The organism is Kribbella caucasensis (assembly GCF_004361855.1).
GTDB classification, from domain to species: domain Bacteria; phylum Actinomycetota; class Actinomycetes; order Propionibacteriales; family Kribbellaceae; genus Kribbella; species Kribbella caucasensis.
This window is the reverse complement of record NZ_SNWQ01000023.1, coordinates 1-25,236: the sequence shown is the minus strand read 5'-3', so window position 1 is coordinate 25,236 and position 25,236 is coordinate 1. Positions and strand designations below refer to the sequence as shown.

The following is a 25,236-nucleotide window of genomic DNA, read 5'->3' as shown; positions in this document are numbered from 1 at the left end:
ACACCACCCACCATAAACTTCGTTGCCGATAGCACCCATCCCGCGTTGCGCGCCGCCCACCTGACCTGATTCCCCTTGAGAACAAGGGGAAATCAGGGGTCGGACGATTTGGTGATTCGAACATGTGTTCGATAGAATTAGAGCATGTTCGAAGGAGACTTGTCGGGGCTGACCGCGGCCGAGGTGCTCGCCTCGGCCGCGGAGCATCACGCCGTGGCCCGCGAGCACGAGGTGAGTGTCCTTGTCCATGCCCAGCAGTTCGCGGCCCTCCACAGCGTCGACAGGCTGCCTCGCCGCGACCGCGGCGGTGAGTCTGGCCGGCTGCGTGGCCGGGAGCGGGGTGTGGTGCTGGGCGGTGCGGGCTGTCCCGAGATCGCGGAGTTCGCACCGGCCGAGTTCGGCGCGGTCGTGCTCGGCGTCTCCGCCGGCGTCGCCGCCGAGTTCGTCGGCCAGGCCCTGGCCCTGCTGCACCGCCTCCCGCGCTGCTGGGCGATGGTCCAGGCCTACGAGGCGACCCCGTGGAAGGCCCGCAAGATCGCCACCGCCTGCCTCGACCTGTCCCTGGAGGCCGCCGCGCTCGTCGACCACGAAGTCGCCGGCATCATCGACTCGGTCACCCCGGCCCGGCTCACCACCATCGTCAAGGCCGCCCTCTGGAAGGCCGACCCCGAAGCCGCCGCAGCCGCCGCCAAACAAAAGCAACGCGAACGCGGCGTCTACGTCGGCCAATCCGACGACAACGGCACCAAGGCCATGTACGTGCTGGCCGCCTCCGGTGACGTGATCCGCTTCGACGCCACCATCAACTCGATCGCCGACGCCCTGAAGACCCTCGGCGACACCGACCCCCTCCGCCTCCGCCGAGCCAAGGCGATCGGCATCCTCGCCGACCCCGACTACGCCCTCGCCCTCCTCACCGCCGCCCAAGAAGCCCGCACCGCAGCCACCACCCCCACCACCCCGTCCCGGCCCGCTGACCCCGCCGATCCGGCCGCGCCTTCCAACCCCGCTGCGTCTGCGCGCCCCGCCGCCTCGGCAAGGTCGAAGCATCCCGCCGCGTCCGGCGATCCGGCCCCGACCGCGCCGACCGATCCGGCCGCGCCCGCCGACCCCGCAGACCCGGTTGACCGTAATGCCTCCGACCCGGTCGACTCCACCGACCCCGCAGGCAACACGCGGTCCGCGGCCCGGCCCGACAACCCCGCCAACCCTGGCGACCTCGGCGACCGCGTGGACCTGGGCGAGTGGTGGATGCGGGAACCCGACGACGAGACCGACCGCGACGCACCACACCCCAGCAGCGACCTGCCCGATCCCCTCGACACTCCACCCCGGCGACCACCACCCGGGCCCGGCAACCCCACCCTCACGACCATCGACGACGATGACGCCGAGCCGATGGACGCTGCCGCACGCCGCGCCCTGAACGCGACCCTCAACCGGCTCGACGGCATCGCCCCCGGCACCAGCCTCGGGAGTGCAACCGAGCCCGGTGCGAGTGGGCGCGGTCCCACTCGACGTGCGGCCGCGGGCACGGTCAGGACCGTGGTCTATGTCCACCTGACCGACCAGACCCTCGCCACCGGCACCGGCGTCCTGCGCGTGGAGAACCTCGGCCCACTCCTCGCCGACCAGCTCACCGAACTCATCGGCCACCGCCCCTACATCGTGAAACCGGTGATCGACCTCAACCACAAGATCGCTGTCGACGCCTACGAGATCCCGGCCCGGATCCGGGAACGGATCAAGCTCACCTACCCGGTCGAGCAATTCCCCTACGGCACCGCGCACACCACCAACACCACCGACCTCGACCACATCCAGCCCTACGATCCCCTCGGACCAACAGAGCAGACCTCCACCACCAACCTCGCCCCACTACGCCGGTTCACCCACCGCCTGAAAACGCACGGACGCTGGCAGGTCCGCCGCCTCGACGACGGGGCATTGGAATGGACCAGCCCGCACCAGTTCACCTTCCGGGTCGACCACACCGGCACCCACCCGACCTGGCCGACACCCGACCTGGAGTAGCCAGCGCCGCATCCCGGTCCCGAGCCGGATGCGGTCGGGAGAGTCCTAGTCAGCTCCCCTTGTACGTCGAATACGCGAACGGGCTGATCAACAACGGGATGTGCAGGTGTTTCGACGCATCGGTCACGCTGAAGGACACGATGACCTGAGGGTAGAAGCAGGTCTGGCCGGCTTTCGCGTAGTACAGCGAGGTCTCAAAGATCAGCCGATAGTTGCCCGGTCGCCCGATCGCGGGGCCCAGCTCACCGGCCCGGCCGTCTTCGTCGGTGATCGCCGATCCGATGACGGTGAACGGGTCTATCTCCTCGAGGATCACCTGGACCCCGGCCGCCGGGCGCCCGGTCGTCGTGTCGAGAACGTGGGTACTGATCATCCGTCGATCACCTTCCTCAGCCGGAGCAGGGCGGGTCACAGACCGAGGCTACTCCCGGTAAGCCCGCCTGCCGCGGCTACGGCGTGCTGGATCCGTCCTACGCTGAAGGATGCGGTCAACGCTCGGAGCAACGGTATGGCGGATGTGAAGCCCACGGCGGGGCGTGGCAAGCTGCCGGCGGAGCTGACCAGCTTCGTCGGACGGCGGCGCGAGCTGGCGGACGCCCGGCGGCTGTTGTCGAGCAGCCGGTTGCTGACTCTGACCGGGGTCGGCGGGGTGGGCAAGACGCGGCTGGCGCTGCGGATGACAGCGGAGCTGCGGCGTACGTTCCCCGACGGTGTCTGGTTCGTCGAACTCGCCGCCCTTCGCGACCCCGGCCTGCTCGCCCACACTCTGGCCAATGCGCTCGAACTGCGAGACGTGTCCGCCGAGCCGGCCGCGGATCTGGCGGACTACCTGGAGGACAAGCAGTTACTGCTCGTGCTCGACAACTGTGAGCAGATCACCGAGGCGTGCGCAGTATTGGTGAGCAAGTTGCTCGCGGCCGCCCCGCAGCTGCGGATCCTCGCCACCAGCCGCCACGTGCTCGGCGTCGAGGGCGAGCAGATCCTCCCGGTTCCGCCGCTGTCAGTTCCGACTGAGGAGGTGGCGGCCGGCGACGCCACTCACTACGAGTCCGTGGCGCTGTTCGCGGATCGCGCCCGAGCCGTCTCGCCGGAGTTCGGGATCGACGACGCCAACCGTGCCCAGGTGATCGAGCTGTGCCGGCGCTTGGACGGCATACCCCTGGCCATCGAGCTCGCAGCGGTGTGGATGCGGACGTTGTCACTGTCGCAGATCCTGGATCGGCTCGAGGATCGATTCCGGCTGCTCACGAAGGGAAAGCCCACCGCGCCGGCAAGGCAACAGGGGATCGATGCGGCGATCGGCTGGAGCTACGACCTGTGCTCACTGGCTGAGCAGGTGATGTGGGCCCGGCTCTCGGTGTTCGCCGGCGGATTCGACCTGGAGGGCGCGGAAGCGGTCTGCTCTGGTGGCGGCATCGAACCCGACGCTGTGCTCGACCTGATTGCCGGTCTGCTCAGCAAGTCGATCATCGTCCGCACCGCGGCCACGGACCACACGTCCGCCTGGTACACCATGCTCGAAACCATCAGGCAGTACGGCGCCGCCCGGCTCGGCGAGGCAGGCACCGCCGTACTACGGACGAGGCACCGCGACTACTACCGGGAGTTGGCGGCCCGGTGGGAGGAGGACTGCTTCAGCCCACGCCAGGCGGACTGGTTCATCCGGATGCGCACCGAACACGGCAACCTCCGCGCCGCGCTGGACTTCTGCCTCGAGCAACCCGGCGAGGCGGCCAAAGCCCTGGAGATCGCCGGCCCGATCTGGAACTTCTGGTTCGCCGGGTTCCTTCGCGAGGGACACCGGTATCTGGTCCGGGCGCTCGCACTCGCCCCGGAGCAGACTCACTCCCGGGCCATGGCGCTGTGGTCCGGCTGCTACCTCGCACTGTTCGCCGGCGAGACGGAACAGCTGTACCGGATGCTGGCCGAGTGCGACACCCTCGCCGAGCGATTCGACGACGACCTGCTGCGAGCCAGGATCGCGGAGATCTCCGGTCATGCCCTCATCTACGCGGGTGATCTCGCCGCCGCGATCGTGCGCCTGGAGGACGGGCTGGCCCGCTTCCGGGCGATCGGTGACGGGCTCGGCGAGTTCGACACCCTGATCCTGCTGGCAGCCGCCACCTTCTTCCTCGGTGACCCGCGCGCGGACCGCTTCAGCGCCGAGGCGCTCGACGTGGCCGACGACGCTGCTTCATCGAAGGGCTACGCGCTGTGGGGGATCGCCATCGTCCAGTGGCGTGACCAGGGCCGGAACGAGGAGGCCGCGCGATCTCTACGCGAGGCCATCCGGCTGTGGCTGCCGCTGAACGAGCGGACCGGCATCGGCTTCGCCGTTCAGGCCCTCTCCTGGTGCGCGAGCTCGTCGGCGCCGAACGAGCACGCCGCCAAGCTGCTCGGAGCATCGCGCGCGGTCTGGCGATCCAGCGGCGCGCACGTCAACCAGACCACGCCGTACAGCCAATTCGACAATCAGTCCATTGAGCGAGTACGGCAGGCGCTGGGGCCGGCCACCTACGAGAAGGCGTACGCGGAAGCGGCGGCGTACTCGTTCGAGCAGGCGGTCGCGCTGGCGCTCGGCTCGGAAGAGGAGCGCCCCGGTGTCAAGGCCAGGCCGGCCGGTGGGCTGACTCGGCGGGAGTACGAGATCGCCGAACTGCTCGCCGAGGGGCTGAGCAACCGCGAGATCGCCGCACGGCTCGTCATCGCCCAGCGGACGGCCGAGACGCACGTCGAGCACATCCTCAGCAAACTCGGCTTCAGCTCCCGCGCCCAGGTCGCGAGCTGGGTCACCGAGCAGCGAAGTACGTAGTGAAACCCGTAGGTCTCCCGATGCCTCAGTCCACCGTTGTCAATCAGCGTGGTCTTACCACTCCAGCTCGAGACCGACGCCGAGGTATCCCATGCTCACCAGTACGCCGGAATGGTGGCGGACCGCCGTCATCTACCAGGTCTACGTGCGCAGCTTCCACGATGCCGACGGCGACGGGGTGGGCGACCTGGACGGCGTCCGCGCCAAGCTCCCGTACCTGCTGAATCTCGGCGTCGACGGCCTCTGGCTGAACCCCTTCTACCCGTCGCCCGGCCACGATCACGGGTACGACGTGGCCGACTACACCGCGGTCGACCCGGCGTACGGCACGCTGGACAGCTTCGATCGGCTGATCCGGGACGCGCATCTGCTCGGGTTGAAGGTGATGATCGACGTCGTACCGAACCACTGTTCGATCGAGCACCCGTGGTTCGCGGCCGCGCTGGCCGGTGGTCCGGAGCGTTCGTTGTTCCACTTCGCTGACGGGCGCGGGGAGTCGGGCGAGTTGCCACCCAACAACTGGCGATCGATCTTCGGCGGTTCCGCCTGGGAGCGGATCGTGGAGCCGGACGGTACGCCGGGTCAGTGGTACCTGCACACGTTCGCCCCCGAGCAGCCCGACCTCAACTGGCGCCACCCGATGGTCGAGGCGTACTTCGAAGACGTCCTTCGGTTCTGGTTCGACCGTGGGGTCGACGGGCTGCGGATCGACGTTGCCCACGGACTGCACAAAGCCGATGGACTGCCGGACCACGAACACGCCGTACAGGACGAACTCACCGGCGATCCGGTCAACCCGCACGCCTGGAACCAACCCGAGGTGCACGATGTCTGGCGGAAATGGCGATCGATCGCGGCGGAGTACGACGCGGCCCTTGTCGGTGAGGTCGGCGTTCTGGATGCGGCGGAACTCGCGCTGTACCAGCGACCCGACGAGCTCCACCAGACGTTCTACTTCGAGTTCCTCCGGGCCGCGTGGAACGACGAGGTGTTCCGTGAAGTGATCGACCGAGGGCTCGGAACGGTGGGCGCAGGCTCCGGGGTCGCGTGGGTGCTGAACAACCACGACATGCCTCGATCCGCGACTCGCTATGCCGGCGGGGCGCCTGGTCTGGGCCCGGGTGACCTCGAACTGGGCCAGGCACGTGCCCGCGCGGCCGCCTTGCTCATGCTTGCGTTGCCGGGATCGGCGTACCTGTATCAGGGCGAGGAACTAGGGCTGCCTGAGGTGACCGACCTGCCGGAAGAAGTTCTGACGGATCCGATGTTCCACCGCACCGAGGGCGCGCGGCGCGGGCGGGACGGCTGCCGGGTCCCGATGCCGTGGGCAGCTGAAGCGGACTCCTTCGGCTTCTCGGCTGGTGGTCTTGGTTCGTTCGGCAGGCCTTGGTTGCCGCAGCCTGAGTGGTTCGCCGATCACGCCGTGGATCGGCAGCTGCTCGACGCCGGCTCTTCGATCCTGCACCTCTACCGTTCAGCCTTGTCCATGCGGCAGCTCTTCGGCTCGTCAGATCTTCGTTGGCTGCCGGCCGAGCCCGGCGTGCTCGCCTTCACCCGTGGCGACAACTTCGCCTGTGTCGTCAACTGCTCGACGAGGTGGGTCTGTACGCCGGTAGAAGGCGACCTCCTGTGTGCGAGCGACTCTGCGGTGGACGAGGGGAAGCTGCCACCGGACACCGCGGCCTGGTACCTCCTGGCCGCCGCTGAATCAGTCGGTGAGGCCGCATGATCGCCGAGATGTGGGTGCTGATGCTCCTCACCGGGGTCCTGGTCGTCCTGATGGTGCGCGACGTCGCGCGGGACGTGATGGACCGATGACCGTGGCCGATCCCCAAATCCGACCGCTGCTCCTCGGTTACATCCGCGCCCACCTCCTGATGACGGATGACGAGATCGCCGCGGCGAAGCTGACACTGGCCGCGTACGCCGGTTCCGAGGGGTACGCCCTGGGCACCGTGTACGTCGACCACGCCAACGCCGCGCCGGCCGCGTTCCACGCCTTGCTGGAGGAGATCCGACGCGACAACGACGTCTGGGCCGTTCTGGTACCGACCCCGCAACACCTGATCGCCAGCGGCCACCGGGCAATGACGAACCAGCTGGAACACCACGGCAGCGTTCACGTCATCGTTGCTCACCCATAAACCGGCGGACCCGGCGCCCCTGAGCACCCCTGACTCGGCGCCGGGTCCGCCGCTCCACCCTGATCCGGCGGGCCCGGCGGCCGCCCCTCCTCCGACCGGCCCCCGGGTCCGTCGCTCCAGCTGCTACGGCAGCAGTTCGCGGCCGCCGTCGACGACGATTCGCTGGCCGGTGACGAAGCCGGCGCCCTCGGAGGCGAGGAAGCTCACCGCGTGCGCGATGTCGTCCGGTGTCCCCATCCGCCCGACCGGAATCGACGCCAGGTACTCCGCCCGCTCGGCCGCCGGCACCTCCGCATGCCGTTCCACCGGGATGAACCCGGGCGCGACCGTGTTCACCGTGATGCCGTCCGGTGCGAGTTCGCGAGCCCAGCTGAGCGTCAGGCCGACCTGGGCGCTCTTCGCCGTCGCGTACGCCGACCGGTGCGGCGGCGACCGGAACGCGACCTCCGAGTCGATCTGCACGATCCGCCCGTACTTCCGCTCGCGCATCCCCGGCACCACCTCCCGACGCCACCCCGCCCGCGGTACGGATGTCCTCGGCAACCATCTCGGCGAACCCGTCCCCCGGCAGCCCGTTGACCGCCACCGCGTACCCGTCCCGCCCGAGCCGCCGCGCGATCACCGCCCCCAATCCCCGCGAACTCCCGGTCACCAATCCCACTCGTCGCGTCTCAACCATGCCCACGATCAGATCACGCCAGCCGCGCGGTAGTAGCGGTCCCCCAGGTTCTTGAAGGCCTCGGCCAGTTCCGGGTTGTCGAGTACTTCGAAGTCCGCGTCGAGCAGGCCGAGGTAGAGGGCGAGTTGATGCGGCGCGTCCGACCCGACCTCGATCACGCACGTGTCGGCGTCGACCACCTCGGGAGTGATCGGGATCGGCATCCGTGCCTTCACGTACTCCGCTGACGCATGGACCCGCACCCGCGCTCGGTAATGCCAGGCGGCCACTCCCACATTGCTCTGCACGTACTGCGCCGCGTCCTGTTCCGGCAACTCTCGAGGCACGAAGCGCGGACCGGTCGGCGTACGCGGCGTGATCCGATCGACCCGGAAGGTACGCCAGTCCTCACGTTCGTTGTCCCAGGCAACCAGATACCACCTGCGTCCCCACGCGACGAGGCGATGCGGTTCCGTCGTACGAGTGCTACTGATCCCACCCCGACTCTCGTAATCGAACCGAAGTCGCTCGTTCGCCCGGATCGCACTCGCGACCGCGGTCAGCACCTCGGGATCCACCGTCGGCCCGGTCCCAGGCACCGCGACCGTCGCGGCTTGCAGGGCGCCAATCCGATGCCGCAACCGCGACGGCAACACCTGCTCCAGCTTCACCAACGCGCGAACCGACGACTCCTCGATACCCGCCAAGCTCCCGCCGGCAGCAGTACGGAGTCCGACCACAACCGCGACCGCCTCTTCGTCATCCAGCAACAACGGTGGAAGCGCCGCCCCCGCCCCCAGCCGATACCCACCGGCAACGCCCGGCCGAGCCTCCACCGGATACCCCAACGTGCGAAGCCGCTCGACATCCGTCCTGAGCGTGCGCGTGGTGACACCAAGCCGCTCAGCCAACTCCTGCCCGGTCCAATCACGCCGCGCCTGCAGGAGGGACAGCAGCCGGAGCAATCGCGCCGAAGTCTCCAACATTCCAGAATCTTCTCACCAATCGCGGAAGAAACCTTTCCGCAATCACTTCTAGTGTCGTACTCATGAACACTTCCGAGATTCGCCCCTTCCGCATCGACATCCCCCAGGCCGAGGTCGAAGACCTCCGCACCCGCCTCACCATCGCCCGCTGGCCCGACCCCGCTCCCGGCGCGGCGACCGACTTCAGCCGCGGCGTACCCCTCGACTACCTGAAGGACCTCGCCGCCTACTGGGCCAACGACTACGACTGGCGCGCCGCGGAAGCCCGGCTCAACGCCTACCCGCAGTTCCTGACCGAGATCGACGGCCAGACCATCCACTTCATCCACGTGCGCTCAGCGGAAGCCGACGCGACCCCGCTCCTCATGACCCACGGCTACCCCGGCTCGATCGGCGAATTCCTCGACCTGATCGACCCCCTCACCGACCCGGTCGCCCACGGCGGATCGGCCGAGGACGCCTTCCACGTCGTCATCCCCTCGATCCCCGGCTTCGGCTTCTCCACCCCGGTCTCGTCGGCCGGCTGGGAGGTCGCCCGTACGACGGCCGCCTTCGCCGAACTTATGAGTCGCCTCGGCTACTCGCAGTACGGCGCACACGGCGGCGACGTAGGCGCAGGCGTCACCGGCCGCCTCGCCGCAACCCATCCCGACCAGGTCATCGGCACCCTCGTCAACAGCGACCGCGGCTCCCTCGGCCTGGCCGGCGAACAGTTCCCCATCCCCGACCACCTCAACGAGGACGAGCGAGCGGTCATCGCCACGGAACGCGAATCCTGGCAGGCCGAACGCGGCTACCTGGACCTCCAGTCCCACCGGCCCGAAACCATCGCCGCGGCGCTGACCGACTCCCCCGTCGGCCAGCTGGCGTGGATCGCGGAGAAGTTCGCCACCTGGACCAACCCGGCCGCGGCGACGCCGGACGAGGCCGTCGATCGCGACCAACTCCTCACCAACATCTCCCTGTACTGGTTCACCCGTAGCGGAGCGTCAGCGGCCCGCTTCTTGTGGGAGGCGATGCACTCCGGCCTCGACTGGGTGGCTCCGTCAGCCGTCCCGTCTGGTTGGTCAGTCTTCAACACCTCGCCGGTACTGCGCCGCATGATGGACCCGGACGAGAAGATGCCGTTCTGGGCCGACCACTCCGAAGGCGGCCACTTCGCCGCCATGGAAGCACCCGAACTGCTCGTCGAAGACCTCCGCGCCTTCTTCCGCCTGGTGAACCGGTAGGCCGCTGACACACTAAACGCGCGATCAGTGTGTAGTTGTACGACATAGCTCGGAATTCGCCGCGCGCCTAAGTTCCACCCATGGTTATCGAGACCAGCGGGCTGAGTAAGAGCTTTCGCGGCTTCACTGCCGTGGACCGCGTCGACCTGGCTGTCGAGGAAGGTCACGTGCATGCTCTGGTCGGCCCGAACGGCGCCGGCAAGACGACGCTGTTCAACCTGCTGACCGGCTTCCTCAAACCAACGGCCGGCCGGGTCAGCATGGCCGGGCACGACATCACCGGGTCGCCACCCGAGCGGATCGCGCGACTCGGTGTGGCCCGGTCGTTCCAGATCACCAATCTGTTCGAGCACTTGACCCTGCAGCAACATGTCGAGTTGGCCCTGCTGGGGACGACGAAGCTGGGTCACCGGTTCTGGGTATCGGACCGGGTGCTGACCAAGTTCCACGACCGCGCCGGTGAACTGCTCGACGAGGTCGGCCTCGCCAAACTCCGCGACGTACCGGCCGGAACGCTCGCCTACGGGCAGAAACGGGCTCTCGAGCTCGCCCTCGCTCTTGCCCTTGACCCAAAGGTCCTGCTGCTCGACGAACCGACAGCCGGTATGGGTCTCGAGGACGTCGAGCGGACAGTCGAGCTGGTCAAACGAGTCCGGACCGGCCGCACCGTAGTACTGGTCGAACACAACATGAGTGTCGTGGCCGGTCTCGCCGATCGGGTCACGGTGCTGCAGTTCGGCCGGATCCTGGTCGAGGGGACGTACGACGAGGTTCGCAACGATTCGCGAGTGATCGAGGCCTACCTTGGTGGTGAGTCCGCTGCTTAGCGTGCAGGGCGTCAACGCGTCGTACGGCGAGGCGCAGGTACTGCGGGACGTGTCGCTCGAGGTCGCAACGGGCGAAGTGGTCACTCTGGTCGGCCGGAACGGCGCCGGCAAGACCACCCTGCTGCGCTGCCTGATGGGCCTCCATCGCCCGACGGCCGGCACGGTCACCCTCGACGGAAACGACATCACGCACCTGCCGGCCCATCGACGCACCCGACGGGGTCTCGGCCTCGTACCGGACGACCGCGGCATCTTCGCCAGCCTCAGCGTCGAGGAGAACCTGAAACTGCCACCCGGTGTCAGCGACAGCGCGTGGTCCGTCGACCGGGTCTACGAGTCGTTCCCGGTACTGAAGGAACGCCGCAGATTCCCAGGCACCAAGCTTTCCGGTGGCGAGCAGCAGATGCTCTCCATCGCCCGGGTACTGCGAATGGGCGCGCGGCTCCTCCTTTGCGACGAGCCGACCGAAGGTCTTTCGCCGGTGCTGGTGCACCAGATCGGCGACATCCTGCGCGACGTCAAGGCGGCCGGGGTGACGGTGCTGCTCGTCGAGCAGAACGTCCGGTTCGCGTCGACCGTTGCCGACCGCCACTACCTGCTCGCCCAAGGCCGGGTCGCGCAGACGCTGGACAACGCCGAAGTCAAGGAACGCGAGCACGAGCTGCTCGAGTACTTGGGCATTTGACGGGGATCTAAACCCATCGGAGGAGAACTGATGCGACGTAACCTCATCCCGGCGATCTCGACCCTGGCGGTCGTCTCGCTGCTGGCAGCCTGTGGCGGCGGGGCGGGCGGCCCGTCCGGTGGCGGTGGGAAGATCAGCGACGACAAGATCGTGCTGGGCGTGATCAACGACCAGACCGGTATCTACAGCGAGCTGTCCGGCCCGAACGCGGTCGAGGCGGTGAAGATGGCCGTCGAGGACTTCAAGGCCAAGCACGCCGACGATGCCGTCAGCAAGAACATCGAAGTGGTCGTCGCCGACCACCAGAACAAGCCCGAGGTCGCCAACACCAAGGCGCAGGAGATGTACGACCGGCAGCAGGCCGACGCGATCTTCGACGTACCGACGTCGTCGGCCGCGCTCGCGGTCGCCGGCCAGGCGCTGGCGAAGAAGAAGCTGTACTTCAACATCACCGCCGCGACGACCGCGCTGACCGGTGACAAGTGCAACAAGTACACCTTCCACTACGCCTACGACACCTACATGCTGGCGAACGGGACCGGTACTGCGGTGACCGAGGCCGGGTCGAAGAACTGGTACATCGTCTACCCCGACTACGCGTTCGGGCAGGACATGGAGAAGAGCTTCAGCAAGGCGATCGAGACGTCCGGCGGCAAGGTCGTCGGCAAGAAGTCGTCCGAGTTCCCGAACACCAGTGGCGACTTCTCCTCGCAACTCCTGCAGGCGCCGGCCGCGAAGCCCGACGTACTGGGCACCATGCACGCCGGTGGTGAACTGGTGAACCTGGTGAAGCAGTACAACCAGTTCAAGCTCAAGGACAAGGGCGTCGGCCTGTCGGTCGGCCTGATGTTCATCACCGACATCCACTCGCTCGGACCGGACGCGCTGGCGGGCACCCGGTTCACCGACGCGTGGTACTGGAACTTCGACCAGCAGAACCGTGACTGGGCCGACAAGTTCAAGGAGAAGACCGGCTCCCGGCCCTCGTTCGCGCACGCCGGGAACTACTCCGCCGCGATGAACTACCTCGAAGCGATCCAGGCCGCCGGCACCGATGCCTCGGACGACGTGGTGAAGAACCTGGAAGGCAAGGAGATCAACGACTTCTTCCTCCGCAACGGCAAGATCCGCGCCGAGGACCACCGGGTCATCCACGACGTCTACCTCGCCGAGGTGAAGCCGAAGAGCGACGTCAAGGAGGACTACGACTACGAGAAGATCGTCACCACGATCCCCGCGGACAAGGCGTTCAAGCCGCTGTCCGAGAGCGCCTGCAAGATGGGCCAGGGATGAGCGATCTGCTCCAGCACGCGTTCAACGGACTCGTCAACGGCAGCTTCTACGCACTGCTCGCGCTCGGCCTGGCGGTCATCTTCGGGATGCTCGGTGTGGTCAACTTCGCCCACGGCGCGTTCTTCATGCTGGGTGCGTTCGGCGCGTTCATCCTGCTCAACGAGGCCGGGGTCTCCTTCTGGATCGCCCTGCTCGTGGTGCCTCTTGCTCTTGGGGTAGTTGGGATGCTGCTGGAGCGGTTGCTGGTACGCCGCTTGGTCGCGCTGGACCCGTTGTACAACTTCTTGCTCACCTTCGGGTTGACTCTGATCTTCCAGGATCTGCTCCGGATGAAGTACGGATCCCAGCCGCAGCCGTACCCGCAACCTGCCGGACTCCGTGGCACGGTTGACCTCGGGTTGTTCGACTTCCCGGCGTACCAGGTGTTCGTGCTGGTGTTCTCTGTGTTGGTTTCGGTCGGCGCCTGGTTGCTGCTGGCAAGGACTCGGGTCGGCATGATCATCCGTGCGGCGACCGAACGGCCCGAGCTGACCCGGGCGATGGGGATCGACGTCGGCCGGTGGATCTCGCCGGTGTTCGGGTTCGGGATCGCGCTGGCCGCGTTGTCCGGCGTACTCGCGGCCCCGATGCGGGCGGTCAGCCCGTTGATGGGGGCGGACCTGATCATCCTGGTGTTCGCGGTGGTCGTGATCGGCGGGCTCGGGTCGATCTTCGGCTCGGTGGCCGCCGGGTTTCTGATCGGCATGCTGCAGGCGCTCGGCAACGTTTATGTGCCCGGACTGGCGACCACGTCGGTCTTCATCCTGATGGCCGTCGTGCTGCTCTGGCGGCCGGCCGGTCTGTTCGGCCGTGAGGAGACTGCCGTATGACGGTCATGGTGGTCCGCAAACTGGCGGGTTTGCCTTTGTTGTGGCGAGTTCTGGCGGTGGTTGGCGGGCTGCTGGTCGCGCTGGCTCTGCCTTGGTACATCTACCCGCCGGTGGCGATGGACATCGTGGCGTGGGCGTTGTTCGCCGTTGCGCTTGATCTGCTGCTCGGGTTTACGGGGTTGCTGTCTTTTGGGCACGCGGCGTTCTGGGGCAGTGCGGCGTACACGGCCGGCACGATCGCGATCGAGACTGGTCTGCCATTTCCGGTGGCGGTTCTTGGTGGGTCGGTGGTCGCGATGGTGTTGGCTGTGCCGATCGCGTTGCTCGCGGTACGGCGTACCGGGATCTACTTCGCGATGGTGACTTTGGCTTTCGCCCAGATGGTGTACTTCGTCGCGAACCAGTGGAGCGGCGTTACCGGTGGGGAGAACGGGCTGCAGGGCATCCCGAAGGAGCTGTTCGGGCTGGACTTGTCGGATCCGTTCTACTTCTACTACGCCGGGTTGCCGATCGCGTTGGTTGGTCTGCTGATCGCGTGGCGGGTGGTGCACTCTCCCTTTGGGCGGGTGCTGGTCGCGATCCGGGAGAACCCTGCTCGGTCTCGGTCTCTTGGGTTCCCGGTGGATCGGTACAAGGTGATGATCTTCGTGATCTCGGCGGGGTTGTCGGGGCTCGCGGGTGGGCTTTATGCGATCAGCCATGGGTTCGCGTCGTTGCAGGAGGTGTACTGGACGACGTCGGGCAAGGTCGTGATCATGACGGTGCTCGGTGGGATCGGGACGCTGTGGGGCAGCGTGATCGGTGCTGCTGTGATCGTGCAGGTCGAGGACTATGTCGCTACCTCTGGCATCAACATCGGTCCGTTGGAGATCACTGGTCCTGGGCTCATCACGGGACTGATCTTCGTGGGTGTCGTGCTGCTCTTCCGCCGTGGGGTTTGGGGAACGGTCGCGCACTTGCTGCGCCGCCGCCGCTCCGTTCCGGATGCAGAGCCGCACCTCAGCGGCACTACGGCGCCGGCGGTCGAGCAGGAGCCGGCCGTGGCGCCGAAGTCATGAGATGAACGGTCCTCCGCACCTCGACGCGGGCCGGATCTACCGGCTCACCCCCTTCGAGGAGGTGGTCGCCGAACTACGGAAGAGCCTCGCCGAGGGCCCGTCGATGGCTCTGCCGCAAAGTGTTGCGCTAGGCAACGGCCAGCAGGTGACCATGTCGGCCGTCGACCGGAACGCCGGGGTGAATCGTCCGGGGTTGTATGTGCTCCTCGGCGATGGCGACGCTGCGGTCGCAACGCTCGATGGCGCCGCGCTGACGGCCCGTCGTACGCCGGCTGTCTCAGCCCTGGCCACGGACTCGCTCGCACGGTCCGACGTACAACGGTTGGCGGTCTTCGGCACCGGCGTCCAGGCCCGCGAACACGTCCGCGCGATGCGCTGGGTCCGCCCTTCGCTGGAACAGATCGACATCGTCGGAGACGAGCCAGTGGCGACAGAGCGATTCGTCGCCATGCTCCGGGGCGAGGGTCATCCGGTCGGTGTGGCGAGCGCAGCGGATGCATCCAGCGCCGACCTGATCTGCTTGTGTCAGTCAGGTCCGGAGCCGGTGCTGATCGGCGACAAGGTGGCGGCCGGCACGCACATCAACGCCATCGCCCCCTACCCGCAGGAAATCGGTGGTCGGCTCGTCGACGACCTGGTCGGGCTGGCTCGCGGTGAGGTGCGGCGCGAGACCGCGGACGAGATCACGATCTTCGTGTCAGCCGGTCTTGCTGTGGAGGACCTCGTGGTGGCGACCCTGGCCGCGCGGAACGCCGGCCTCATCGATTAGGACCGGATGAGGCGATGGAGCTTGAGCGCCAACTGGATCTCCAGCGCGGGCTCGGCTTCGTGCCAGTCGTTGCCGAGGAGTTGCGATACCCGATCGAGGCGCTGGGCAACGGTGTTGACGTGTACGTGGAGATCGTCCTTGGCGCGGGTCAGGTTGCCACCGTTGGCGAAGTACGTCTCCAGCGTCTGGATCAGCCCGGTCCCCCGGCGTTCGTCGTACTCGAGGACGGGACCGAGCACGTTGTTCACGAACCCTTCGACGCCTTCGGCCTCACCGAGCAACACCCCCATGAAGCCGAGCTCGCGGCTGCTCGTCCCATCCCCGCACCGGCCGAGCGCCGTCAACGCCTCCAAACACCTCTGCGCCTCAGCATGCGCTTTAGGAACCCTCTCGGGCCCCGACACCGGCCCCGCCGCGCCCACTGTCACCGGCTGACCGATCGCCACCGCCAACTCCTTCGCAAGCCGCCGCGCAGCCGCACCCGCCTCCTCACCAGGCAGCAGCAGTACTGCGCGCTCCTGGTGCAGCCCGGCGATCCCTTCCGACTGCGACGCGAGATGGCCGGCCGCGAACGCCAACCGGTGCAGGCGTTCGCGATCGGTCTCCGCGACCACCACCGCGAACTCGCCGTCGCAGTTGAACCCGACCTGCCTCGCTCGCTCCCTCAAAGCATCACCGGCTCGCTCGCCGTTCGTGACCAGGTCTGAGATCAATTCGCCGCGGATCCGGTTCTCGGTCTCCATCGCCGTACGGTTCATCAACTGCAGCAGCGCAGTCACCAACGCAGCACGTTCCAGCACCCGTTGATCCGCACCTTCCAGATCCCTCCGACCCCGGAGTACGAGCGCTCCGAACTCCTCCGAACCAGCCACCACGGCCGCGACCCACGTACCGTCGCGACAGACCGCCCTTCCCTCGGCACGCGACGCGGCAACAGCCTCCCTCCACGCGGCCGGTGCGTCATCGACACCCTCCAGCACGATCAGCTCGCCACCGATCACCTCCGTAACCGCCGCGGCAACCTCATCGACTCCACCGCCCCTCAGCGCAAGATCGGCAAACCTGTCATGCGCCTCGGCCGCCCGCTCCACCGCCCGACTGTGCCGCCGCACCAACGTGTTCGCCGCATCCAACTCCCGTACGGCGGCCCGCGCCTCCTCGAGCAACCTCGCACCATCGATCGAGATCGCCGCATGCGCCGCCAACGAACACAGCAATGAGATCTCGTCCCGCGCGAACGGCCGCCTACTCCGATCCGCCGCAAACAACACCCCAAGAACCTGCGGCCCCAACAACAGCGGCACGCCAAGGATCGCGACTAGCCCCTCATCGGCGACAGCACTGTCAACGTCGTTGACGTGATCGAACCGATGGTCCGCGGCGTAGTCGTCAGTGGCATACGGCGACGAGGTGTCGGCGACCAGGCCGCCCAGACCGGCTCCCATCGCCAACCGAACCCTTTGAAAGGTCGCCGAAACCACGCCGGCCGTTGCCCGCATGTACGTATCCCCACGATCGGGATCGATCAACGTGAGGTACGCGACATCCGTATGCAGCAACGTCCGCGCCCGCCGCACGATCGCATTGAGCACCGCATCAACATCCTGCAACCCAGCAAGATCGCCGGCCGTCTCGAACAACGCCTCCAACTCGATCTCCCGCCGACGCCGATGCTCCAACGCCCGCCGTACCCTGAGCGCAAGCACCTTCGCCCGCTGCAATTCCTCGATCTCTTCGGGGGCGGCCCCTTCCGCGACGGCAGCACGCACCGGCTCGTCGTACTCCTCGGCCGGAGCATCCCGAGCAAGCAGACTCAAAAACCTCGCTTCAGTCAGCGTGCAGTCCACCCCCCATCCATCAGGTAGGAGCCGCCGGTCATCTGGTCGGCGTACGGGCTGCACAGATAGGCAACCAACTCCGCCACCTGCTCCGGCTCAATCAGCTTCTTAACCGCCACCGGCTTGAGCATGATCTGCTCGACTACTTGATCGGGGTTGAGCCCATGAGCCACCGCCTGCGCCGCCACCTGCCCCTCAACCAACGGCGTCCTCACATACGCAGGGTTCACGCAGTTCGACGTAACCCCATGCGCCGCCCCCTCCAGCGCAATCACCTTCGACAACCCCTCAAGCCCATGCTTAGCCGCCACATACCCCGCCTTGAACGGCGAAGCCCGCAACCCATGCACCGACGAAATGTTGACAACCCGCCCCCACCTCTTGGCATACATGTGCGGCAACACCTGCCTGACCAGCCGAAAGGGCGCTTCGAGCATGACCCGCAGCATGAGCGAAAACCGCTCCGAAGAGAAGTCCTCGACAGGACTGATGTGCTGCAGCCCGGCATTGTTGACCAGAACGTCGCAGCGCAGCTCGAGCGCGTCCACTGCCTTGAGGTCGGCCAGATCCACAACCTCGGCCCGCCCACCAACCTCCTCCGCGACCCGCTTGGCGCCGACACCGTCCACGTCGACGACTACGACCTCGGCGCCTGCGTCGGCAAGCCGCTTCGCACACGCCGCGCCGATCCCGCTCGCCCCGCCCGTGACGACAGCCGAACGGCCGGCCAGATCATTCCTCATCCCCTGACGCTAAGCACGGCCGCCTCACACCGACACGTGCGCGCGGAACATACCCGTGCACCAAACGATGTGAGTCGCGGACACACAACTCAGAGGGGGCGGCAAGGTGGTGCCTTCGCTACCGCGGCCTCGGCCCTCGAAAAGGCGTTGAGGTTCTTCGGCGCGCCCGTCCAGGCCGCGACCCACAACGCCTGCGCATGCTGCCGCCCGAACTGGTGAGCGGCGTACGCCTTCATCTTCTCGATATGCGCGTCCCAGTCATCGGCGGTGGCTCGCCCCGCTGAAACGGCAGCGTCGAGCGCATCCATCCGCTGCCGACACGAGTTCGCCGCGGGACCAGTGATCTTCTCGCAGCTTCCACGATCCTCGGCGCGAGCGGCAGCCGCCGAAGCGAGCAAGGCCAGATGGCCCTGCCCGGCCACCATGGTCCGATCCCAGATCTTCTGCGCGGTCTCCCTCGAAATCCTCCCGGCCAACAGCTCGTCACGCGTCCGAAGATGCACGCGCCACCCGTCAGCCGCAGTACCAGCAGCCTGCACGGCCGTCTCGCCAGCAGCAAGCTCCCGCGAACACGCCGCAGCCGTAGCCCTACTCGGGCTACCTTTTGCACCGGGGCTACGTGTCGCCCGAGTCGGCGAGCCCGTCATTGTGCTCGGCACCGGACTATGCGATGCCGTCGGACCGTGCGTAGCTTCCACAGAGCTCGAAGGTCCCGACGCACTGTAACCAGGAGTAGGCGTCACCCCCGCCCCCGGCCGCGAGCCCACCCGCAGGTCGAACTGCCCCAGCGCCACGACCCCGCCAATCAACAAGACCCCAGCAACCCCCGCAGCAACAGCTGGACCCTTGCCTTTCTTGGCATGCCTCTTGCCTTTGGCCATACATCCGGGTACCCCACCCAAAGAGCCGACATTCGACCCTTCACCCCTCCAATCCCCTCCGTAGCCACCCCCTCACGGCCTCTAGCCCTTCTCGGGCGCCTCACCCCGTACGTCGTGGGCGGGGAACCGCAAAGCCGAGTCCGCAAGCTTGGCGCGAGCAACCTCGGCCAAGTCGATGTCCAAAACATCAGCCAGGCGGACGAGATAGGCGAGGACATCAGCCAACTCCTCCCCCACCCTCCGTCGCAGAGGATCGGTGCCGACCCGTTCCACCGCCTGATCCGCCGGCAACCACTGGAACAACTCCGCCAACTCCCCGACCTCACCGACGAGGGCGAGGACGAGCGACTTCGGGTCGTGGAACTTCGCCCAGTCGCGCTCGTCGGTAAAGGCACGCATCCGGTCTCGCAGTTCGATCAGATCTGACACGCCGCCGAGCATGCCACGAACCCCACGGGCCCCGGCCAGTGGATAAAGTCGGTGGCGCGGCCCGACGGGCTTCCGCCGAACATATGCGTTCACAGGACACGCCCCCACCCGCACGACTCTGTTCGTGCTGCCTGGGGGATCTCACCCGTGACGCTGTTTCGCCATTCCGCCGTCGGTTTCGCCGAGCTGACCCTCGACGGAACCTTGGCCCTACGAATCGCCGAACAGATGCGTCACCACACCGGCAGGCGTGCCGCTCCAGCCGAGATCCGCTCCTGGGAACGCAGTCTGCCCATCTTGGCGCAGGACCTGATCCAGGCCGGTCTGGACCAGGTCGAGGTCCTGATCGAGCACCACCTGCCGCTGACCTCGAAACGCGCCGACGTCGTACTCGCCGGTCGCCACCCACGCACCGGCGAACCGTCGTACGTGGTGATCGAGCTCAAGCAGTGGAGCCGAGCAGTGGCGTGGCAGGACGACCGCGAACTCGTCCTCATCGACAGCTACCCGAACGCTCCACGACTGCACCCGGTCGCCCAGGTCCGCGGGTACTGCGACTACCTCGCCGACTTCACCAAGTTCCTCGACGGCCAGAAGGATCCGCTCGCAGGCGCGGCCTACCTGCACAACGCGACCTCCGAGACCGACGTCCAGGATCTCTTCGACTACCCGCAGGATTCCCGCGGACACCTCTTCATCGGCGCGCGCCGGGCGGAGTTCGTCGACTTCCTACGCGACCGCCTCGACCCAGCGGTCCCCGGCAGCCCGTACGCCGACCAGCTAATCCAGTCGGCAGTAGCACCGTCGAAGCAACTGCTCGCGGTTGCCGCGGAGGAGGTCCAGCGGCGGGAGCAGTTCGTCCTCGTCGCCGAGCAGAAGCTCGCGCATTCGCTCGTACTCCACGAAGTCGAACGAGCTCGCCGCGCAAACCACAAGTCCGTCGTGATCGTCACCGGAGGTCCCGGTAGCGGCAAGAGCGTGATCGCCTTGTCCCTGCTCGGCGAACTCGCCCGCCGCGGCCGAAGCGTTCTCCACGCGACTGGATCACGCTCGTTCACCCAGACACTTCGGAAGGTCGCCGGCCACCGACGGCCTGAGGTGCAACGGATATTCAAGTACTTCAACCAGTTCATGGACGCCGAGCCCAACAACCTCGACGTCCTGATCCTCGACGAAGCCCACCGCATCCGCGAGACCTCAGTCGACCGCTACACGAAGGCCGAATTCCGCACTGGCCGCCCACAAGTCGACGAACTGATCGCGGCCGCACGCGTTCCCGTGTTCCTGCTCGACGAAAACCAAGTGGTGAAGCCCGGCGAGCTGGGCACCGTCGCCGAAATCGAGCGGTACGCCGCTGCGCTCAACCTGCCGGTTCATCGGGTCGACCTCGACGCCCAGTTCCGTTGCGGCGGCAGCGAGGAGTACGTCCAATGGGTACTCCGCCTCCTCGGCCTCACCGAGGGCGATCCACAACCGTGGACCGGCGATCCATCCTTCCAGATCGAGATCGCCGACACCCCGCACGAACTGGAAGCGATCCTCCAGGAGAAGCTCGCCGCCGGCTACGGCGCCCGCATCGCCGCAGGCTATTGCTGGCCATGGAGCGATCCCCGCCCCGACAAGACCCTGGTCCCCGACGTCCAGATCGGCGACTGGTCACGCCCCTGGAACCTCAAGGGCGACCGCGCAGTCGGCGAGGCACCCCCAGCCGCCCTCTGGGCCACCGACCCGAACGGCTTCGGCCAGGTCGGCTGCATCTACACCGCCCAGGGCTTCGAATACGACTGGAGCGGCGTAATCCTCGGCCCCGACCTCCTCTGGCGCAACGGCCGCTTCACCACCGCCCGAGACGCCAACAAAGACCCAGCCTTCCGCAACCGCAAGACCACCGACGACCCCACCTTCGACCGCCTAGTCCGCAACACCTACAAGGTCCTACTAACCCGAGGCATGGTAGGCACCGTCCTCTACTCCCCCGACCCCGAAACCCGCGAAGCCCTCCACCAACTCATCACAGCCGACCTCGTCCGTACTTAGCTACGACGTAGGTTCGCTTCCGCGATGCCGTCGCCCGAGCAAGCCCTCGACCGCGGCCCCGGACCGGGCTTACTCCGGCGGGAACCGAAGATCGTCAATCCCGCCCAGGTCGATCCCATAACGTGCATAGACCTTGATGGTGTTCTCACCAGTCAAACGATCCTCGCTGACACCGAGAAGCTTGCCGACCTCCACGACATGTTCACGGGAGTCACCCTCGATCTCGAGGTACGGCGGGATCAACGGCCACCAGTCGATCTCCAACCGAGCCCCACCAAGCTCGAAGCTGGCCCGACGATTCTCCTGGTACGACTTCGGCTCGAACCCGATCCGCCCGAGCAACTCGTTCGTCGTATCGAAGTCCCCGACGACCACCTCGGTCTCCGTCGTACCGTCAATCCCGTCGTGCGCAATCTCCTTCACCGTCAAGGTCACCGTCGTCCCGTTGTCCCTCAACCGAATCCACCTCGACTCGTCCCCCGCCCGGACGTCATAGACATAGCGCCGCATCAGTCCGTACGCCGTGCGCCGACCACCGAGCCCGACGATCCGCTCAGCCAGCCCGTTCGGTTCCACATCAAGGACCTTCGCCTCATACTCGACCGGCACCAGTCACCCCATCTATCCAGCCGCGTACTTCGCGGTCAGCGTCTGAAACTCGGGCTCACAAAGCGACATGATCTGCGTTCCGCAGATCGCTACGCACAAACTCTTCCACAGGCGCCGTCGGCGACGCTCCCCCAGCCGCCCTCTGGGCCACCGACCCCGAAACCCGCCACGCCCTCCACCAAGTAGTCGAGGACAATCTCGTCCGCACTTCAGCCTCAGCGAACAAGCTCCAGGCTGTTGGCGGGTGGACACGCTCGAGACTGCGCCGCGGACAGCAGTTGTCGGGGCCATCTGGCAAGCTCGCTGTGTGGTGATCACCGGATGAAGCCAGGAATCTACGACGCGCTGATCACGAACGGCTTGCTCGAGGCGCTCGATCAAGCCGACGGGCTAGAACATGTCCTGAAGGCAGTCGACGAGGCGGACCAGCCGGACGTGCTTGCTCGGCATGTTCGAGACGCAGTACTTCGGGTCCTCGGTGGCACCCGAGACCAGGGCGAGCGAGTTGCACTTGTCAACGACTTGCTCACGCGTCTGACGTTGCAAGAAGATTCCCTGCCGGACAACTCGCCACGGCAACTGCTCGCGTTGCGCCCGCCTGCCGGGCCGGGGATCACTCCGCGGAGTGCTGTTCGTCCCAGCACTCCCCTGTCGGACGCCGCTCTGCTCACCAACGCCCATGGCGAACCTGCCCTCGGTTCCGAGCTGCGAGCCGAGATCGACACGTCCGACGAGGTCGATCTCCTGTGCGCCTTCGTCAAGTGGTACGGCCTCCGGCTGCTTGAGCCCGAACTGCGGCGCCTTCGAATGCGAGATGCTCCTTTCCGCGTCATCACCACCACCTATATGGGTGCGACCGACCGATCCGCCTTGGACCGACTTGTCAAGGACTTCGGCGCTGAGGTGAAGATCCAGTACGACGTACTCCGGACTCGCCTCCACGCAAAGGCCTGGCTCTTTCGACGCGACACCGGCTTCGACACGGCGTACGTGGGTTCCTCAAATCTCTCGCGTGCAGCCCTGCTCGATGGCGTCGAGTGGAATGTCCGCCTGTCGCGGATCGCAACGCCAGGCCTGCTCAACAAGTTCGGTGCCACCTTCGACACCTACTGGAACGACTCCACCTTCGAGCCCTATGACCCAGAACGTGACCGCGACCGACTCGACGATGCGCTGGCAGAAGCCAGCAACCGCAAACCATCTGAGCGAGTCACCATCTCACTCGCTGGCCTGGAGGTCCGCCCGAGGCCGTACCAAGCTGAGATGCTCGAAACGATCGAGGTCGAGCGCGAGGTCCACGATCGCCACCGAAATCTCGTGGTTGCAGCAACCGGTACTGGCAAGACGGTGATCGCGGCACTCGACTACCGGCGTCTGCGCGATGCAGCCGCGGAGCGCGGCCAACCGGCACCATCGCTGCTCTTCATCGCCCACCGGCGGGAGATCCTCCAGCAGTCGCTCCGGACGTACCGAGAAGTCCTCTCTGACGCCAGTTTCGGGGAGGAGTACTTCTCCGGGGCGCGGCCAGAGCGCTGGGACCATGTCTTCGCTTCGATCCAAGCCCTGACCTCGTACGACATCACGTCCGTGCCGGCCGACGCTTTCGACATCGTGGTCGTCGACGAGTTCCATCATGCCGCCGCGCCGACCTACCAGAAGTTGCTCAGTCACCTACAACCGCGCGAACTCCTGGGCTTGACTGCCACACCCGAACGTAGCGACGGTTTCGACATTCAGCAGTACTTCGGCGGCCGGACTGCGGTAGAGCTTCGACTCTGGGACGCCCTGGCGGATGATCTCCTCTGCCCATTCCATTACTTCGGTATCGCCGACGGCACCGACCTCGCGGGTCTCGAGTGGAAGCGCGGCCGCTACGACGAGCGGCAGCTCGACAACCTCTACACCGGCAACGACGGCCGGGCCGCGATTGTGCTGCGAGAGGTACGCGACAAGCTCACGGATGTTCACGGGATGAGGGCCCTCGGCTTCTGCGTGTCAGTTGCGCACGCCGAGTACATGGCAACCGTGTTCAGCAATGCGGGCATCCCTGCACGCGCGGTATCAGGCAACTCGTTAACAGTCGAGCGCGACCAGGCACTTCGCGACCTCAAGGAGCGCCGGGTCAACGTCTTGTTCGCAGCCGACCTGTTCAACGAAGGTCTGGATCTTCCGGAGGTCGACACCGTCCTCTTCCTTCGGCCCACCGAGAGCCCGACGGTCTTCCTCCAACAGCTCGGCCGCGGTTTGCGCCAATCCCACGGCAAGGCAGTCCTGACTGCACTTGACTTCGTCGGACATCAACGCAGGGAGTTCCGGTTCGACAAGCGCTTCCGGGCACTGACTGGAGACACTCGGCGAGGGCTCGAACGCCAGATCGAGCGAGGGTTCCCGTTCCTTCCAGCTGGCTGCCAGATCGTCCTCGACAAGGTTGCCCAGCAAGCCGTACTCGACAACCTACGCGCCCAGATTTCTGGCCGTTGGAGCGACATGGTCAGTGAGTTGCGCGCGCACGGCGACGCTGACCTCGCCACCTTCCTCACCGAGTCCGGCACCGAGATCAGCGATGTACTGCGAAACCGCCGTAGCTGGACAGCCCTCCGCCGGGATGCCGGCCTCCCAACTCGTCCGGGCGGTGATCGCGAGGCAACCCTTCTTCGACGGATCCGCGCCCTCGCTCATGTCGATGACCCGCAGCGAATGCACGGGTATCGCCTGCTCCTCAAGGACGACTGCCCGTCGTACGAAGATTTGGGTTCGACTGAACGTGACTATGCCCGCATGCTCTTCTTCTCACTTTGGCCGGACGGCGGCGGCTTCGCGTCCTACGAGGAGGGGTTCGAAGCACTTCGGTCAGAGCAGGCAATCCGCGACGAGCTGATCGAGGTCATCGACCTTGCAATGGACCGTGCCCGGCACCGCACCCTCGAACTCTCCGGCGCGCTCGGTGCTCTCCCACTGAGAATCCACGCCCGCTACCAGCGGGAGGAAATCCTTGCCGCCCTCAAATACGCGAACCTCAACCGCCGCCCCAGCATCTTCCGCCAAGGCGTCCTGTACTCCGACGAAGCCGGCACCGACGCGTTCCTAGTCACCCTCACCAAGTCCGAGGCCGACTACTCACCAACCACGATGTACCGCGACTACGCCATCAGCCCCACGCTGTTCCACTGGGAATCGCAGAGCACAACCTCCATCACCTCGGCGACGGGTCAGCGCTACCTCAACCACCACAAGCGCGGCTCAAGCATCCTGATCTTCGCCCGACAACACAAGGAAGACGAACTCGGCACCGCGCCCTACCTCTTCCTGGGCCCAGCCACCTACACCACCCACAC

21 protein-coding genes are annotated in these 25,236 nt (G+C 66.5%); 13 read left to right on the top strand and 8 right to left on the bottom strand.

All coding sequences use genetic code 11. From position 1 onward, the window contains the following. The first annotated feature begins 144 nt into the window (after positions 1-144). Entirely contained in the window at positions 145-2,034 is a 1,890-nt protein-coding gene (locus tag EV643_RS35070; RefSeq protein ID WP_133804509.1) for a hypothetical protein, read from the top strand. A 49-nt stretch (positions 2,035-2,083) separates the two neighbouring features. Here EV643_RS35070 and uraH read toward each other — a convergent pair whose 3' ends face one another. Then, positions 2,084-2,407 carry a hydroxyisourate hydrolase gene (gene uraH, locus EV643_RS35065; RefSeq protein ID WP_133804508.1) on the bottom strand — a complete coding sequence of 108 codons (324 nt, stop codon included), beginning with the start codon at positions 2,405-2,407 and terminating at the stop codon, positions 2,084-2,086. Between the two features lie 135 nt (positions 2,408-2,542). Here uraH and EV643_RS35060 point away from each other — a divergent pair, with 135 nt between their 5' ends. The 3 genes from EV643_RS35060 (at position 2,543) to EV643_RS35050 (ending at position 6,990) form a co-directional block, all read left to right on the top strand. Beyond that, complete coding sequence (locus EV643_RS35060; RefSeq protein ID WP_133804507.1) at positions 2,543-4,846, top strand: ATP-binding protein; 2,304 nt, start codon at positions 2,543-2,545, stop codon at positions 4,844-4,846. A gap of 91 nt (positions 4,847-4,937) precedes the next feature. Beyond that, on the top strand, positions 4,938-6,575 hold the full coding sequence (locus EV643_RS35055; protein WP_133804506.1) for a glycoside hydrolase family 13 protein: 1,638 nt from the start codon (positions 4,938-4,940) through the stop codon (positions 6,573-6,575). A gap of 91 nt (positions 6,576-6,666) precedes the next feature. Beyond that, a complete protein-coding gene (locus EV643_RS35050) occupies positions 6,667-6,990 on the top strand; it encodes a hypothetical protein (RefSeq protein WP_238166022.1) in 324 nt (107 codons plus the stop codon). Between the two features lie 123 nt (positions 6,991-7,113). On the opposite strand, the gene EV643_RS35045 is transcribed toward EV643_RS35050, so the two are convergent. Together EV643_RS35045 and EV643_RS35040 are read right to left on the bottom strand one after the other, a co-directional pair. Beyond that, positions 7,114-7,479, bottom strand: a complete 366-nt coding sequence (locus EV643_RS35045; protein WP_238166021.1) for an SDR family NAD(P)-dependent oxidoreductase — start codon at positions 7,477-7,479, stop codon at positions 7,114-7,116. 198 nt (positions 7,480-7,677) lie between these two features. Next, positions 7,678-8,634, bottom strand: coding sequence for a helix-turn-helix transcriptional regulator (locus EV643_RS35040; protein ID WP_133804504.1), 957 nt, complete (start codon positions 8,632-8,634; stop codon positions 7,678-7,680). Positions 8,635-8,696: 62 nt separating this feature from the next. Here EV643_RS35040 and EV643_RS35035 point away from each other — a divergent pair, with 62 nt between their 5' ends. The 7 genes from EV643_RS35035 to EV643_RS35005 all read left to right on the top strand — a co-directional run bounded on the left by EV643_RS35035 (position 8,697) and on the right by EV643_RS35005 (position 15,364). Beyond that, positions 8,697-9,863, top strand: a complete 1,167-nt coding sequence (locus EV643_RS35035; RefSeq protein WP_133804503.1) for an epoxide hydrolase family protein — start codon at positions 8,697-8,699, stop codon at positions 9,861-9,863. Positions 9,864-9,943: 80 nt separating this feature from the next. After that, the gene (locus tag EV643_RS35030; RefSeq protein WP_133804502.1) at positions 9,944-10,690 is read left to right on the top strand and encodes an ABC transporter ATP-binding protein; all 747 of its coding nucleotides are present in this window, start codon (positions 9,944-9,946) and stop codon (positions 10,688-10,690) included. Next, the gene (locus tag EV643_RS35025; protein ID WP_238166020.1) at positions 10,674-11,375 is read left to right on the top strand and encodes an ABC transporter ATP-binding protein; all 702 of its coding nucleotides are present in this window, start codon (positions 10,674-10,676) and stop codon (positions 11,373-11,375) included. The genes EV643_RS35030 and EV643_RS35025 overlap by 17 nt, the downstream gene beginning before the upstream one ends. Positions 11,376-11,405: 30 nt before the next feature. Then, on the top strand, positions 11,406-12,668 hold the full coding sequence (locus tag EV643_RS35020; protein ID WP_133804501.1) for an ABC transporter substrate-binding protein: 1,263 nt from the start codon (positions 11,406-11,408) through the stop codon (positions 12,666-12,668). Further along, a complete protein-coding gene (locus EV643_RS35015) occupies positions 12,665-13,537 on the top strand; it encodes a branched-chain amino acid ABC transporter permease (RefSeq protein WP_133804500.1) in 873 nt (290 codons plus the stop codon). Before EV643_RS35020 ends, EV643_RS35015 begins: the two co-directional genes overlap by 4 nt. Next, positions 13,534-14,595, top strand: coding sequence for a branched-chain amino acid ABC transporter permease (locus EV643_RS35010; protein ID WP_133804499.1), 1,062 nt, complete (start codon positions 13,534-13,536; stop codon positions 14,593-14,595). Before EV643_RS35015 ends, EV643_RS35010 begins: the two co-directional genes overlap by 4 nt. Before the next feature lies 1 nt (position 14,596). Beyond that, complete coding sequence (locus tag EV643_RS35005) at positions 14,597-15,364, top strand: hypothetical protein (protein ID WP_166665691.1); 768 nt, start codon at positions 14,597-14,599, stop codon at positions 15,362-15,364. Here EV643_RS35005 and EV643_RS35000 read toward each other — a convergent pair. The 4 genes from EV643_RS35000 to EV643_RS34985 all read right to left on the bottom strand — a co-directional run bounded on the left by EV643_RS35000 (position 15,361) and on the right by EV643_RS34985 (position 19,255). Next, positions 15,361-17,181: a helix-turn-helix domain-containing protein gene (locus tag EV643_RS35000; RefSeq protein ID WP_238166019.1), complete on the bottom strand. Its 1,821-nt coding sequence runs from the start codon at positions 17,179-17,181 to the stop codon at positions 15,361-15,363. The genes EV643_RS35005 and EV643_RS35000 overlap by 4 nt on opposite strands. Before the next feature lie 14 nt (positions 17,182-17,195). Beyond that, positions 17,196-17,945 (bottom strand): 3-hydroxybutyrate dehydrogenase, encoded by a 750-nt coding sequence (locus EV643_RS34995; RefSeq protein ID WP_133804496.1) that lies wholly within the window; start codon positions 17,943-17,945, stop codon positions 17,196-17,198. 89 nt (positions 17,946-18,034) lie between these two features. After that, positions 18,035-18,448 (bottom strand): hypothetical protein, encoded by a 414-nt coding sequence (locus EV643_RS34990; RefSeq protein ID WP_133804495.1) that lies wholly within the window; start codon positions 18,446-18,448, stop codon positions 18,035-18,037. Between the two features lie 459 nt (positions 18,449-18,907). After that, positions 18,908-19,255, bottom strand: a complete 348-nt coding sequence (locus EV643_RS34985; protein WP_238166018.1) for a nucleotide pyrophosphohydrolase — start codon at positions 19,253-19,255, stop codon at positions 18,908-18,910. Between the two features lie 147 nt (positions 19,256-19,402). Between EV643_RS34985 and EV643_RS34980 the strand changes: the two genes are divergently transcribed. Next, entirely contained in the window at positions 19,403-21,292 is a 1,890-nt protein-coding gene (locus EV643_RS34980; protein WP_133804494.1) for a DUF2075 domain-containing protein, read from the top strand. 69 nt (positions 21,293-21,361) lie between these two features. Here the strand turns inward: EV643_RS34980 and EV643_RS34975 are convergent, their stop codons facing one another. Continuing rightward, on the bottom strand, positions 21,362-21,901 hold the full coding sequence (locus EV643_RS34975) for a class IV adenylate cyclase (protein WP_202869895.1): 540 nt from the start codon (positions 21,899-21,901) through the stop codon (positions 21,362-21,364). Positions 21,902-22,222: 321 nt separating this feature from the next. Between EV643_RS34975 and EV643_RS34970 the strand changes: the two genes are divergently transcribed. Then, on the top strand, positions 22,223-25,236 hold a 3,014-nt coding region (locus EV643_RS34970; RefSeq protein WP_133804492.1), incomplete at its 3' end, for a DEAD/DEAH box helicase.

Coding starts and splice junctions, on each gene's coding strand:
- EV643_RS35020 (WP_133804501.1), top strand. CDS start 11,406: ATGCGACGTAACCTCATCCCGGCGATCTCGACCCTGGCGGTCGTCTCG.
- EV643_RS35070 (WP_133804509.1), top strand. CDS start 145: ATGTTCGAAGGAGACTTGTCGGGGCTGACCGCGGCCGAGGTGCTCGCC.
- EV643_RS34995 (WP_133804496.1), bottom strand. CDS start 17,945: ATGAGGAATGATCTGGCCGGCCGTTCGGCTGTCGTCACGGGCGGGGCG.
- uraH (WP_133804508.1), bottom strand. CDS start 2,407: ATGATCAGTACCCACGTTCTCGACACGACGACCGGGCGCCCGGCGGCC.
- EV643_RS35055 (WP_133804506.1), top strand. CDS start 4,938: ATGCTCACCAGTACGCCGGAATGGTGGCGGACCGCCGTCATCTACCAG.
- EV643_RS35015 (WP_133804500.1), top strand. CDS start 12,665: ATGAGCGATCTGCTCCAGCACGCGTTCAACGGACTCGTCAACGGCAGC.
- EV643_RS35030 (WP_133804502.1), top strand. CDS start 9,944: ATGGTTATCGAGACCAGCGGGCTGAGTAAGAGCTTTCGCGGCTTCACT.
- EV643_RS35045 (WP_238166021.1), bottom strand. CDS start 7,479: ATGCGCGAGCGGAAGTACGGGCGGATCGTGCAGATCGACTCGGAGGTC.
- EV643_RS35010 (WP_133804499.1), top strand. CDS start 13,534: ATGACGGTCATGGTGGTCCGCAAACTGGCGGGTTTGCCTTTGTTGTGG.
- EV643_RS35035 (WP_133804503.1), top strand. CDS start 8,697: ATGAACACTTCCGAGATTCGCCCCTTCCGCATCGACATCCCCCAGGCC.
- EV643_RS35040 (WP_133804504.1), bottom strand. CDS start 8,634: ATGTTGGAGACTTCGGCGCGATTGCTCCGGCTGCTGTCCCTCCTGCAG.
- EV643_RS35005 (WP_166665691.1), top strand. CDS start 14,597: ATGAACGGTCCTCCGCACCTCGACGCGGGCCGGATCTACCGGCTCACC.
- EV643_RS35060 (WP_133804507.1), top strand. CDS start 2,543: ATGGCGGATGTGAAGCCCACGGCGGGGCGTGGCAAGCTGCCGGCGGAG.